The sequence below is a fragment of the Paenibacillus kobensis NBRC 15729 genome (assembly GCF_004000825.1).
In the GTDB taxonomy this organism is placed as follows: Bacteria; Bacillota; Bacilli; order Paenibacillales; family Paenibacillaceae; genus Paenibacillus_T; species Paenibacillus_T kobensis.
Genome location: NZ_BILZ01000001.1, coordinates 108818 through 121909, shown reverse-complemented (window position 1 = coordinate 121909; position 13092 = coordinate 108818). Strand labels below are relative to the sequence as shown.

Genomic DNA, 13092 nt, shown 5'->3' with positions numbered 1-13092 from the left:
ACTTTAAAGCGGACTTCATTCGGATAATATATTTGTCATCTGACATCGGATAAGAACTTCTATCGTTTAAATAAAACACCTCGCAACTATGCCGCATTTGTAGCCACTAGACATCTTGCGTACTGCTTTTTGTGTTGTTTATCCAGTCCTATTCATCTGAGTTATCAGCAGCGTCACCACATACTTGCGCGCATCCGCTGTCAACAGTTGCAGCCGGGCTTGCTCGACCGTATCGGCCGTATCGCCGCGTGTGAAAGTTACAGCCGAGCCATCCAAATCCTCGCTGATGCCCACGATCCGATAACCATCGATCAGCGTTTGGTCAATCGCACGCTTCTCTTCGAGGAACGCTGCGTACGCGCTCATGGGCCAACACTCCCTGTCGTCTCCGCCGCTTTCGGCGGAACGTTCGCGGTTTGGCCGAATCGGCTGCGCCGCAAGTACTGCCCGCTGCCCGGTGTGCCTACGAATTGTTTGTCACGGACGACGAATTCGCCACGCACAAGCACCGTCACTGGCTCTCCGGTTACGACCATTCCCTCGAATGCGTTATAGTCTACCCGCATATGATGCGTCTCCGCGGATATTGTACGCTGCGCGTACGGATCGAAGATGACAAGGTCTGCGTCGCTGCCGACGGCGATCGTCCCTTTCTTCGGGAACAGCCCGAAGAGCTTCGCACTGGTGGTCGATATGATGTCGACGAATTGGTTCACGGTTAAGCGTCCCTTCGCTACGCCCTCCGAGTAGAGCAGACTGAACCGGTCTTCAATCGTCGGTCCGCCGTTGGGGATTTTGGAGAAATCGCCAAGTCCCAGTTCCTTCTGCCCTTTGAAGTCGAATGAACACTGATCCGACCCTACGGCTTGCAGCGAGCCGTTCCACAGCGCATCCCACAGGACGGCCTGATGACGCTTCTCCCGCAATGGAGGAGACCAGACGTACTTCGCTCCTTCGAAGTTCGGCCTCTCTAGATAAGACACATCCAGTGTCAAATATTGCGGGCATGTCTCACCATATACCCGTAAGCCTCTGCGCCTGGCTTCCGCAATCTTCTCTACCGCCTCAGCGCAAGTGACATGGACGACATAGAGCTGTGAATCCGCCAGCTCTGTCAAGCTGACCGCTCGTCCCGTCGCCTCGCCTTCCAGTACGGACGGGCGCGTGAGCGCGTGATAGATCGGATCGGTGTTGCCTTCCTCCAGCGCTTTGTCGATCAGATAGGCAATCACATCGCCGTTCTCAGCGTGTACCATGACCAGCGCACCTTGCTGGCGCGCAAGCTGAAGCGTGCGAAGCAGGGTGCCGTCATCCGCCTGAAGCACATTCTTGTACGCCATGAACACCTTGAGCGAGGTGATGCCTTCTTCTTCTATGATTTGCGGCAGCTCCAGCAGCACATTGTCGTTCACTTCGCCGACCATAAGATGAAAGCCATAATCGATCACGGCTTTGCCGGAAGCCTTGGCGTGCCACGCCGCCACGGATTCGTTCAGCGGCACGCCCTTGGTTGTAAGACAAAAATCGATGATCGTCGTCGTGCCGCCGAACGCCGCAGCGATCGTACCGCTCTCGAAGTCATCCCGCGTCACGGTGCCGCCGAACGGCATATCCAAATGCGTGTGCGGATCAACGCCGCCAGGGAACAAATAGCAGCCGTCAGCATCGATTACTTCAGCGTCATCATCCGAAAGTTCGGCACCGATGCTGGCAATGATGCCATTCTCGATCAGAATATCGCCTTTGTAGCTGTCCGTTGCAGTGACGACCGTACCGTTCTTTATCAGCTTCCTCATCGCTTACCTCGCCTCCATTCCCGCTTTGCCGGCATTCAGATTCGCCATCGTACGCATTCGATCATTCCAGCTCATAGGCGCTCCGGCCGGTTCCGCCTCAACCATCTCAATTGCGCCATCAACCGGACAAACGATCGAACACAAGTTACAGCCGACGCAATCCTCTTCGCGCACCTGCAGATAAGGGCCGCTCTCACTCGTCAGTCGATCAATGCACTGATGCGACGTATCCTCGCAGGCGATATAGCACTTGTTGCAGTTGATGCACGTCTCCGTATTAATGCGAGCCACAACGCGGTAATTTAGATCCAGGTCGCCCCATTTGGAGTAGCGCGGAACCGCCTTGCCGACCAGTTCCTTTACAGAGGCAATCCCCTTATTGTCCAAGTAATGATTCAGTCCATCGATCATTTCCTCCACAATTCGGAAGCCGTGGTGCATCGCTGCCGTGCATATTTGTACCGCGCTGGCTCCCATCAACATGAACTCTGCGGCATCCTGCCAGGTCGCAATACCGCCAATTCCGGAGATGGGAACGCCGATATCCGAATGACGGGCGCATTCCGCGACCATATTGAGCGCAATTGGTTTCACCGCAGGTCCGCAGTAACCGCCATGCGCGCCTTTACCCGCAACATGGGGAATGGTCTGCCACGAGTCCAGATCGACCCCGGCCAGCGAGTTGATCGTGTTAATCATGCTGATCGCATCTGCGCCTCCCAATACGGCATGACGGGCGGTCACCGTGATGTCTGTAATATTCGGCGTCAGCTTAACGATGACCGGCGTACTTGCTGCCTCCTTCGCCCACATCGTCTGCATCTCCACCAGATCGGGCTGCTGGCCCGAGGCTGAGCCCATTCCCCGTTCCGCCATTCCATGCGGACAACCGAAATTGAGCTCCAGCCCGTCGACTCCGACATCCTCCACCCGCTTGACGATCTCATGCCACTTCTCCCGCTTAGGCTCGACCATCAAGGATACAACAAGCGCATGGTTCGGAAATTTCTTCTTCGTTTCATAAATTTCTTTCAGGTTGACCTCCAGAGGCCGGTCGGTAATTAATTCGATATTGTTAAAGCCAGCGACGCGCTGTCCGCCGAAGTGCACCGCCGCGAATCGCGAGGAGGTATTGATGATCGGTTCTCCGAGTGTCTTCCATACGGCGCCGCCCCACCCTGCCTCGAAAGCGCGCTGCACCTGATAGCCGGTGTTGGTCGGCGGGGCAGAAGCCAACCAGAACGGATTCGGCGCTTCAATGCCTGCTAAGCTAACGCGTAAGTCAGCCATGCTTCCAACCCCTTTGCTTTCTTATTCAGAAAGAAGCTTGATCTAGGTAAAGTCTGCCTACATCGCCGCATCCTCGTGCACTTCGACCACATCAGCCGCCGCTTCCGCTTCTGAATCCAGCAATTGCGTGAAGAAGAGAGAGATGGCCTGCGCCGTACGCTTGCCCTGCTCAGCTGCAGAGACGACCATCGCTTCGCCTTGACCGGCTCCGAACACAATATCTCCACAAGCGTAAACCTTCGGATTGCTCGTTCGAAAGGTTGAGCGGTCAATGGTCACTACCCCTCGATCATGCGTCAAGCCGAGCTTCTCAATCAGTGCAACACGCCGTTTCTGGCCAATCGCTGTCACGACCGCATCGACAGGAATACGGAACTCTGATCCTTCGATTGGAATCGGCATCCTGCGGCCATCTGTACCTGCTTCGGACAGCTGCATCCGCACACATTCCAAATGCGTGACCCGGCCTTGTTCATCGCCAATGATTCGCACTGGATTGGTCAGCCAGTTGAATTCAATGCCATCCTGCTTGGCGAATTCAAATTCGAACGCATAGGCCGTCATCTCTGCCTTCGTCCGCCTATACACAATCCGGACGTGCTCCGCGCCGAGCCGGACCGAACAGGTGGCCGCATCAATGGCTGTGTTGCCCGCGCCGATGACGGCAACGCGCGCTCCTGCCAGTTCCGGATAGGAATGCGTGTCCGATTTGGTGGACTCGACAAGACGGATTGCGTCGTATACCCCTTCCAGCTGCTCGCCCTCAATACCAAGAGGAGGCACATCGCCCATCCCAGCAGAGAGTACGACGACATCGTATTGCTGCAGCAGTTGCTCCACCGGGAGGTCATCTCCGACCTTCACGCTGGTTCGGATATCGACGCCAAGTCTTGCGACCTGCTCGACCTCCCATAAAGAGATCGACTGCGGCAGTCTGAACGAGACGATGCCGTGCGTATCCAGTCCTCCCGCCAGCGGTTTCGCCTCATAGACCGTTACGGCGAAGCCGTCTCGCGCCAGCTCTCTGGCCGCGGACAGCCCGGCTGGGCCGCCGCCGATGACCGCGACGCGGCGGCCGTTCGCTGCGCCAGGTTGAAACAGCGGGCGGCCATCTGCAATCGCCCAATCCGTCGCATATCTCTGCAGCTTGCCGATCATGATCGGTGTGGAAGCATGATTCAGCACGCACGCGCCTTCGCACAGCACCTCGGTTGGACAGACGCGCGCGCAGGTGGCGCCAACCGGATTGGCGTCCATAATCGTAGTTGCCGCTCCTTTGAGATTGTCGGTTGCAATCCGTTTAATGAAGGAAGGGATGTTAATGCCCGTTGGGCAAGCGCGGATGCAAGGCGCATCGTAGCAATACAGACAGCGGTTCGACTCCTCGATTGCGGCTTTGTGCGTCAATCCACATTCAACCTCTGCAAAATTACGGGCGATCAGCTCTGGGTCCAGCATGCCATTCGAAGTTCGTCGTTCCATCCATTGATCCCTCCCATACGGATATGTAGCCGCGTTGGTCAAGCGGAGTCGTTAAGCGCAGCTGGAGAGCCTGCCGAGCATAGCCGCAGAACGGTCCGGTACAGCAGCTCGCAGCCAAGCGCGATATCTGCCTGCGAGGAGAACTCCTTCGGATTGTGGCTAATCCCTTCACGACATCGGACGAATATCATCCCGTAATCGCAGTAGTTGGACATCGCCAGCGAATCGTGGAATGGGCCGCTCATCAGCTCTGGCAGCGTCAGCGCAAGTTCGGCGGCCGAATCGCGAATGGCGCTTTTTATCCGCTCAGCGCAATATCGCGGCTCGCTGTTCGTATCCACTCGAATCTCGTACGTGAGCCCATTATCATCCGCTGCTTCATCGATAAGCAGCCGCAGCTCTCGCTCCAGTCTGTCACGCCGGGCGAGATCGATATCGCGCAGGTCGATGGTGAAGCGTACATGCTCGGGGATTATATTCCGTGAATCCGGAAAAACCTGCAAGGAACCGACCGTTCCGACCGTTGGCGCCTGCGGGTCACGGCTAGCCAATTGTTGCAGACCCGTAATAATCCGTGCCGCCCCGGCAAGCGCATCCCGGCGCATCGGCATCGGCACCGATCCGGCATGACCGGCGAAGCCGTAGAGATCGACCGTCCACCAGATCGGACCTGCGATTCCCGTCACAAGTCCCACTGGCGCGCCGAGCGCTTCCAGGACCGGGCCCTGCTCGATATGCAGCTCCAAGAATGCGCCTACCTTGCCCGGTGGGTAGACCGACTCCGCGAATCGGGCGGGATCGCCGCCGAAGGCGATCAGTGCCTCCAGCCGAGTGATTCCTTCCTTGTCCGTGCGAGCTAATTCCCCTTCCTCCAGCTGATTCAGTATTCCGCGAACGCCGAACAGCCCCTTATTAAACCGACAGCCCTCTTCATCGCAAAAGGCTGCTACCTCAATGGGAACAGCAGGCGTTATTCCCTGCTCGCGCATCGTCTGAAATGCCTCAAGCGCTCCGATAACGCCAATGATGCCGTCGAAGCGGCCGGCATAGGGCTGCGTGTCGATATGCGAGCCCATCATGACTGCCGGCGCAGCTGGGTCAGCACCCTCGAAGCGGCCGATCAAATTACCGAATGCATCGATCCGGGCCGTAAGGCCGGCCTCCTCCATCCATCCTTTCACAAGCAGAACCGCCTGCAAATCTTCCGGGGAAAGCGCCAGCCTGCGCACACCGGTTTCGCTGATTTTCCCAATCTCGGCAAGTGCCATAATCCGTGCTTCCATGCGCTGAGAATGAATCATGAGTGCTTCCACACCTATCCCTCCCAACCTAAATTGGCTCGATTCTATTCGCATAATGACATTGACACGAAGAGATTCATCTATCCAGCTTCGTGCGCCATCACCTGCATGATCGTCTCCACGATGAACGCTGCATCGTTATCGGTACACGACAGCGGAGGGCTGATCGTGAGCACATTGTTGAAGCCAGCTACCGTGTCGCCATTCTTGCCAATGATGAGACCCGAACGCTTGCAGGCGCCGATAATTCGCTTCACGATATCGACCCCTGCCGGCTCCTTCGTCCCTTGATCAGCAACCAGTTCTATGCCAAGCAGGAAGCCGAAGCTTCGGATGTCTCCGACGAGCGGATGGCTTCGCAAAGGCTCCAACGCATTTCGAAGCCGCGCACCGAGCTCGAAGCTTCGCTCCACCAGACGTTCTCGCTCCATCAGCTTCAGGTTGGCCAAAGCCAGCGCGCACCCCGCTGGATTGCCGCCGAAGGTGTTCACATGGCGCAGATGGCTATACATTTCAGGGTCCTTGAACGCTTCATAAATCTCCTTGCGCACAGCCGTTGCTGCCAGCGGCAAATAGCCGCTCGTCAGTCCTTTAGCCATTGTAATAATATCCGGCTTCACGCCATAATTCTGATGCCCGAACTTATAACCGGATCGTCCGAAGCCGCAGATGACCTCGTCGATGATGAGCAGCACGCCGTGTTTGCGGCAAATGGCCTCGACGCGCGGCAGGTAAGCATCGTCCGGAACGATGACGCCGCCGCCCGTTATGGCCGGCTCCATAATGACACCAGCGATCGATTCCTTCCCTTCCCATACGATCGTCCGCTCAATCTCGTCGGCACATTGCCGGTTGAATGCTTCTATGCTAATGCCCTCCGGGCGGCGGTAGCTGTCCGGAGGAGAGACATGCAGGAAACCGCTGGCCAGCGGTTCATACTTGTATTTGCGCTGCGCCTGACCGGTCGCCGCCAACGCGCCGAGCGAGCTGCCGTGATAAGCACGGTAGCGCGAAATGAACTTAAAGCGGTTGTGCTCGCCAATCTGCTCCTGGTATTGTCGGGCGATTTTGAAGGCGACCTCATTCGCTTCCGAGCCGCTGTTGGAGAAGAACACCACGTATTCGCCTTCGAGCCATTCGCTGAGCTTCTCCGCTAGTTCAATTGCCGGCCGATGGCTCTGGGTCAGCGGATAATAGGGCAGCGTAGCGAGCTGCTGATAAGCCGCCTCCGCCAGCTCCCGCCGACCGTAGCCGACATTGACGCACCACAGGCCGGACATCCCATCGAGGTACCGATTGCCCTCGCTGTCCGTAATCCAAGCCCCTTGTGCTTCTGTTACAATCATCGGCCGGTCATGCTCGCTGTAGGGAGACATGCTGTGCCACAAATACTGGCGGTCTTTATCGGCCAGCGCCTTCGTATCGGTATCATCTACGCCGGGCATAACGGCTCAGCTCCTCTGCGGTTAGGAATAACGGGCAGTGATCATTTTCTTACGCGTATAAAATTCGACGCCGTCGCGGCCGTTGGCATGCAGATCGCCATAGAAGGATTGTTTGTATCCGGAGAACGGGAAGAACGCCATCGGAGCAGGGACGCCGAGATTGACGCCGAGCATCCCTGCGTTGATCTCTTCCCGGAAGGTGCGAATCGCTCGCGCGCTGTCCGTATAGAGACAGGCACCGTTGGCGAAAACCGACTGATTGGCAATGGCGATGGCTTCCTCTAAACTTTTCACCCGTACAACAGCAAGCACAGGGGCGAAAATTTCATCATTCCAGATCGTCATCCCCGGCTTCACCCGATCGAAGATCGTCGGCCCGACGAAGTAACCTGCATTCCCTGCCGTTGCCGCATCAAGCCGGCCGTCTCGAACGAGCTCAGCCTGCTCCGCCACACCTAGTTCGATATAACGGAGCGTTCGCGCCTTGTTCGACGCCCGGATGACCGGCCCAAGGAATACGCCCTCCTCCAGCCCGTTCCCGATCGTAATAACGTCGGCCGCTTCCACCAGCTTCGCAACAAGCGTATCCGCAATTTCATTCACTACCGCTACGACCGAGCAGGCCATACAACGCTCTCCGGCGGAGCCGAAGGCGGCAGCCGTAATATTGCGTACCGCATTGTCCAGATCGGCATCGGCGAGCACGATGGAATGATTTTTGGCCCCTGCGAGCGCTTGCACTCGTTTGCCGTGTGAGGTGCCGGTCTTGTACACATATTCCGCCACGGGCTGAGAACCAACGAAGGAGATCGCCTGTACATCGGGATGTTCCAGTATCGCGTTCACGACGGCATGCGCCCCATGCACGACAGTGAGCACTCCCGGCGGGAAGCCGGATTCAATGAACAGCTCCGCCAATCGGCCTGCCAACAGCGGGGTACGCTCAGATGGTTTAAGCACGAACGTGTTGCCGCAGGCAATGGCAAGCGGGAACATCCAGCACGGCACCATCATCGGAAAATTAAAAGGTGTAATACCTGCTACTACGCCGAGCGGATAGCGGTACATGCCGGATTCAATGCCCGAGGCGATGTCCGGCAGCTGGCTTCCCATCAATAGTGTCGGCGCACCTGCGGCAAATTCGACGCATTCAATCCCCCGTTGGACCTCGCCGAGCGCCTCCTCCAAGTTTTTGCCGTTCTCTCTCGTAATGAGAGCGGCGAGCTCTTCGATATGCTCAGAGAGAAGCTGCTGATACCGGAACAGATAGCGCGCTCGCTTCGGCGCGGCGACCTTGCGCCACTCTCCGAACGCCCGCGCCGCCGCCGCCACCGCCTCATCTAGTTCGTCCGCCGTCGACAAAGGCACTTGTGCGATGATCTCTCCTGTCGCCGGATTATACACATCCTCATACACCGAGTCGCGGGATTCCACCCATACGCCTCCGATCATATTGCGCAGCTTCACCGGTTGTTCGGTCAGCGCCATCGCAGTCTCTCCTTTCGCATCCCCATTCTTGCCAGATCCGGGCGGCGCCTCTGACGTTTAACAAAGGACACCTCTCCCGAATCGCGCTAGTTGTCTACTTTAACTTATGTCGGATAAAGCGCCTACTTGCCCGCCATCTCAACTATCTCTGTTGTATAGGCCTTGGTAAGATCGGCCGGCTTCTTGATAACGCCGAATTGCAGGGCGATATCCGCCGTTTGCTTAAATTTCGCTTCGTCGATGACGCCAAGCTTGGCAAGGTCGAAGCCTTCCGGTGCGACGAGCTTGGCGACCTCCTTCATCATTGTCACTTGGTGATCGCGCGTCGTTGATCCTTCCTCCGCGACCTTCATGACACTGTCGACAGCCGCATCTGGATCTGCGATCGCATCCTTCCAGCCTTTAAGCGATGCACGGACAAATTTCACCGCCGTCTCCTTGTTAGCTGCCAGCCAATCTTGGTTCGCGAACAAATTGTCCTCCAACATCGCAACGCCTTCCTTATTCATGTCGATGATCGATAGCTCTTCTGCCTTAATGCCCTGCTCCAGCACGACCGGATATTCGTTATAGGTCATCGCGGATGCTGCATCCAGCTGCCCGCCCAGAAATTGGTCCATCGTAAAGCCCTGTTTGACGAAGGAGAGATCCTTGTTCGGATCAAGTTTATACTTGTCGAACAGCGCGAGTATCTCAAACTCGTTGCCGCCCATCCAGTTGCCGACTTTCTTGCCCGCAAGGTCCGCAGGGGTCGCGATTCCCGCTGACTTCTTGGACACGAGCACTAGACCGCTTTGCTGATACACCTGTGCAATTTCGACGATCGGAAGCCCTGCCTCCTGGCTTGCCAGCAGGCTGGCGACCCAATCAACTCCGATATCCGCAGCGCCATTCGCTACTTGCTGCTCTGGCACGATATCCGGTCCGCCAGGCACGATTTTCACTTCAAGTCCCTCGTCTGCGTAATAGCCTTTGTCCTGCGCTAAGTAATAGCCGGCGAATTGGGCCTGCGGTACCCACTTCAGCTGCAGCTTCACCTTTACCAGATCTGCTGCTTTGCCGCCCTCGTCGTCTTCCTTGCTAGTGTCATTATCTCCACAGGCTGCAAGCAGTCCAAGGAGCGCTATCATGCTCCACGCCAGTATGATCCTCTGCAAGTTTCCTCTTCTCTTCTCCATCTCCTACCCTCTCCTTATCGACGGCAATTGTACCTCGCAGTTCCCTGGGGGGACCCGCTGGATTCTATATAAACCGTACCTCGGACTAATCCCGCTGCGATGGATGCCAGCGTAACGCCAGACGCTCTAGTGATTCAACGAGCAGATAGAACAGAACGCCTGCGGCAGCGGCAATGACGATGCAGGACCAGCCGAGCGGCATACGGGTGATCTTAATCGAGTTGGAGAGCAGATAACCAAGTCCCTTCGAGGAGAAGAAAAATTCACCGACGATAGCGCCGATCATGCTTGCGGTCGTGCCGATCTTGAACGAAGCAGCAATATAGGGGAGGCTCGCGGGAAGACGCAGATACAGGAACACCTCTCGTTTCCTCGCGGCATAGCTGTGCATTAAATCGATAGCAAGCGGGTCGATGCTGCGCATCCCCTTATGCGCGCTGATTGCCATGACTGCCATCGTGCCGATCGCCACAACAGCTGAGCGCGAACCGATGCCGCCGCCGAACCACAAGTTCATAATGGGCGCAAGCGCCACAATCGGAACGGCGTTCAACGCAGCCGCAAGCACGATGCCCGGTGCGCCCCATCTTGGCCATGCGGTTGCTGCCAGTGCGACCGCCAATCCAGCTGCCGCACCAGCCAGCAGGCCAATCACAGCTTCCGTCAGTGTATACGCCGCATAATCGAGCAGCAGCGCAGCGTTGTCGCTTATCGCTGAGGCGATGGCCGACGGCAGCGGAAGCTGATAGGTGTGCAGGCCCAGCAGCCGGTGCAACGCCTCCAACTGCCAGAGTGTCAGCAGCAACACGAAAGCTAGCAGTGGAATAGCCATACGTTGGGCAGCCGAGGCTGATCCATGCAGCCAACCGCGATTGTTGGAGGATTGAAGCGGCTGCCGTGCAGGGGGCGTCTCGTACACGATTCGTGCCGGTTGTTCGGATTCGCCAGCGGATGGCAGCTCCATCAGGTTCCTCCCCCTTTTATGCGAAATTCAGGCTGCCACGGCGTGAGCAGACGCTCAGCTGCGCTGATTATGCCGTACGCAAGTATGCCAAGCATTGCGCCAAGCACAACCGTGGACCAGAACAAGTACACATGAGACGGGCCATAATAGAGATTGCGGAGCATAATGACGCCTACTCCGTGCTGTGCCCCCATCAGCTCTACCAGAATCGCACCGGTTACAGCAAGCGGTGCGGCGATTTTTAATCCGGTGAACAAGCCTGGCAGCGCGGCCGGGATACGGAGCTTCCAATAGCACGCAACAGATCCGGCGCCATAAGCATGCATCAAAGCCAATGCTGACGGAGAGATGCTGCGGAGCCCGCGAAGCATATTGAGCGCGACTGGGAAGAAGGTGATATAGCCTGCGATCAGCATACGAGCGGCAGCTTCATCGCGGACGATCCCATATAGAATTGGCGCAAGTCCCAGGATGGGGATCATTTGAGAGGCAATCGCATATGGGAAGGCCAGTTGCTCCATCCAGCGGGACATACTCATGAACAACGCTAGCGCGGCCCCTGCCAGACCGCCCAGCGCGAACCCGATCCCTGCGTTAGCGAAGGTCGTTCGCCCTTCCCGCCATAGCGAAGGCCAATAATCGATGAAAGCCTCCAACACCCGGTGGAGATAAGGAAGCCTCGATTGTGCCAATGGAACATGTGCCGACACAAGAAGCCATGAGGTCAATTCCCATATCGTCACCCCAGCAAGCAGCCAGACGACGATCGGAAGTGAATCGGCCGCCTTCCGAACGCGGATTGATTTCCTTATGCTGTCCTCCATCCGCTCACCTTCCTTCGAAACTATCGCGGATTTGGGCAATGAGCCGGAAGTACATTTCGCTCCCTCTCACGTCAGCCGTTCGGGGTCTTGGGAGCGTAATGTCAACGACTGCCGAGAGACGGCCCGGATGCGGCGAGAGGACGAATACCCGGTCGGATAGGAACACCGCTTCGGGGATGCTATGCGTGACGAAGACGACGGTGCTGCCCACCTTGCTCCAGATCGACAGCAGCTCCTCGTTCAGTCGCTCCCGCGCGAATTCATCCAGCGCCGAGAACGGTTCATCCATGAGCAGAATTTCCGGCTCCATAGACAGCGCCCTCGCAATGGCGACCCGCTGCTGCATGCCGCCGGATAGCTGCCACGGATAATGGTCAGTGAACTTCGAGAGCCCGACCAGTTCGAGCAGCTCATCAGCGCGGCTTTTGCGCAGCGGCTTGGGCATGCCCGCAAGTTCTAGCGGAAGCATGACATTGTGACGTACCTTACGCCAATCGTACAGGGTGGGATGCTGGAAGACGATGCCATACTTACGTGCAAGACGCGCTTCTCTGGCTGTGCCGCCCGCGACCGTTATCGTCCCGCTCGTCGGCTGAATGAGATCTGCCATCAGACGGAGGAGCGTTGTTTTACCGCAGCCCGACGGACCTAGCAGCGAGACGAACTCTCCCTTCTGAATCTGGAGACCTACCTCCTGCAGGGCCAGATCTTCCGAGGATGCCTGATATCGCATGCTGACATTGGTAAGCTCGATCTCTGATTGAATCACCGAGTCCGGGATTGTAGATACGACTGCCATCAGCACCCCTCCTACGCCGCATTAGTTTAATCAGCCTAATATTCAATTGTTTCAATAAGTACGATCTTACCGTTAGGTTGCGATTTAGAAATCCGGATGGATAGACGGGATGTGGAAGAATAGGTTGTTTTCTTGTGCGTGGAGTCAAGCATTGTTCAAGCATATATATATCGGCATCGATTTTATGTATGACAACAAGCTCTACTGCAATGCCGTCCTGCATATTATGGTAGGTGCCTGATAGGCGAGTTCCCAATTTGATCGGTTGGCCTTATTCCGATTTTTGTTATTTCTGAAGGTCGAATGCTAGTATATCTGCACGCTTAGTTCTTCCATATGAATCTCGGATTAATCGTCAAGAAGCCTCGTCGAATCATCCGTAAGACCAATTAAAACGCTTCGTTTGTCGTTTGGATTGGGAGTGCGGCACACTTGTCTTAGTTCTGCGCAACGCTGAATCCACTCTAGACAAGCAAGAGGTGTAATTTGGAGGCGTTCGGCCAATTCTCTAATATAGCCAACTAC

General features: G+C 56.5%; 11 protein-coding genes. All 11 read right to left on the bottom strand.

The genetic code is table 11. The features are described from left to right. Positions 1–138: 138 nt before the first annotated feature. The gene (locus PKO01S_RS00585) at positions 139–366 is read right to left on the bottom strand and encodes a hypothetical protein (RefSeq protein WP_127529333.1); all 228 of its coding nucleotides are present in this window, start codon (positions 364–366) and stop codon (positions 139–141) included. Then, on the bottom strand, positions 363–1796 hold the full coding sequence (hydA, locus tag PKO01S_RS00580) for a dihydropyrimidinase (RefSeq protein WP_127529332.1): 1434 nt from the start codon (positions 1794–1796) through the stop codon (positions 363–365). The genes PKO01S_RS00585 and hydA overlap by 4 nt, the downstream gene beginning before the upstream one ends. A 3-nt stretch (positions 1797–1799) precedes the next feature. Beyond that, complete coding sequence (gene preA, locus PKO01S_RS00575) at positions 1800–3086, bottom strand: NAD-dependent dihydropyrimidine dehydrogenase subunit PreA (protein ID WP_127529331.1); 1287 nt, start codon at positions 3084–3086, stop codon at positions 1800–1802. Positions 3087–3143: 57 nt separating this feature from the next. Beyond that, a complete protein-coding gene (locus PKO01S_RS00570; RefSeq protein WP_246070387.1) occupies positions 3144–4568 on the bottom strand; it encodes an NAD(P)-dependent oxidoreductase in 1425 nt (474 codons plus the stop codon). 38 nt (positions 4569–4606) lie between these two features. Next, positions 4607–5923 (bottom strand): M20 family metallo-hydrolase, encoded by a 1317-nt coding sequence (locus tag PKO01S_RS00565; protein WP_127529330.1) that lies wholly within the window; start codon positions 5921–5923, stop codon positions 4607–4609. Positions 5924–5949: 26 nt separating this feature from the next. After that, the gene (locus tag PKO01S_RS00560) at positions 5950–7314 is read right to left on the bottom strand and encodes an aspartate aminotransferase family protein (RefSeq protein WP_127529329.1); all 1365 of its coding nucleotides are present in this window, start codon (positions 7312–7314) and stop codon (positions 5950–5952) included. A 21-nt stretch (positions 7315–7335) separates the two neighbouring features. Continuing rightward, positions 7336–8802, bottom strand: a complete 1467-nt coding sequence (locus PKO01S_RS00555; protein ID WP_127529328.1) for a CoA-acylating methylmalonate-semialdehyde dehydrogenase — start codon at positions 8800–8802, stop codon at positions 7336–7338. A 122-nt stretch (positions 8803–8924) separates the two neighbouring features. Then, positions 8925–9980 (bottom strand): ABC transporter substrate-binding protein, encoded by a 1056-nt coding sequence (locus tag PKO01S_RS00550; RefSeq protein WP_127529327.1) that lies wholly within the window; start codon positions 9978–9980, stop codon positions 8925–8927. 85 nt (positions 9981–10065) lie between these two features. Beyond that, entirely contained in the window at positions 10066–10944 is an 879-nt protein-coding gene (locus PKO01S_RS00545; protein WP_127529326.1) for an ABC transporter permease, read from the bottom strand. Further along, the gene (locus PKO01S_RS00540) at positions 10944–11768 is read right to left on the bottom strand and encodes an ABC transporter permease (RefSeq protein WP_127529325.1); all 825 of its coding nucleotides are present in this window, start codon (positions 11766–11768) and stop codon (positions 10944–10946) included. The genes PKO01S_RS00545 and PKO01S_RS00540 overlap by 1 nt, the downstream gene beginning before the upstream one ends. Positions 11769–11772: 4 nt before the next feature. Next, a complete protein-coding gene (locus tag PKO01S_RS00535; protein WP_174818528.1) occupies positions 11773–12567 on the bottom strand; it encodes an ABC transporter ATP-binding protein in 795 nt (264 codons plus the stop codon). Between the last annotated feature and the right edge of the window lie 525 nt (positions 12568–13092).

Coding starts and splice junctions, on each gene's coding strand:
- PKO01S_RS00555 (WP_127529328.1), bottom strand. CDS start 8,802: ATGGCGCTGACCGAACAACCGGTGAAGCTGCGCAATATGATCGGAGGC.
- PKO01S_RS00535 (WP_174818528.1), bottom strand. CDS start 12,567: ATGGCAGTCGTATCTACAATCCCGGACTCGGTGATTCAATCAGAGATC.
- hydA (WP_127529332.1), bottom strand. CDS start 1,796: ATGAGGAAGCTGATAAAGAACGGTACGGTCGTCACTGCAACGGACAGC.
- PKO01S_RS00550 (WP_127529327.1), bottom strand. CDS start 9,980: ATGGAGAAGAGAAGAGGAAACTTGCAGAGGATCATACTGGCGTGGAGC.
- PKO01S_RS00545 (WP_127529326.1), bottom strand. CDS start 10,944: ATGGAGCTGCCATCCGCTGGCGAATCCGAACAACCGGCACGAATCGTG.
- PKO01S_RS00540 (WP_127529325.1), bottom strand. CDS start 11,768: ATGGAGGACAGCATAAGGAAATCAATCCGCGTTCGGAAGGCGGCCGAT.
- PKO01S_RS00560 (WP_127529329.1), bottom strand. CDS start 7,314: ATGCCCGGCGTAGATGATACCGATACGAAGGCGCTGGCCGATAAAGAC.
- PKO01S_RS00570 (WP_246070387.1), bottom strand. CDS start 4,568: ATGGAACGACGAACTTCGAATGGCATGCTGGACCCAGAGCTGATCGCC.
- PKO01S_RS00565 (WP_127529330.1), bottom strand. CDS start 5,923: ATGCGAATAGAATCGAGCCAATTTAGGTTGGGAGGGATAGGTGTGGAA.
- preA (WP_127529331.1), bottom strand. CDS start 3,086: ATGGCTGACTTACGCGTTAGCTTAGCAGGCATTGAAGCGCCGAATCCG.
- PKO01S_RS00585 (WP_127529333.1), bottom strand. CDS start 366: ATGAGCGCGTACGCAGCGTTCCTCGAAGAGAAGCGTGCGATTGACCAA.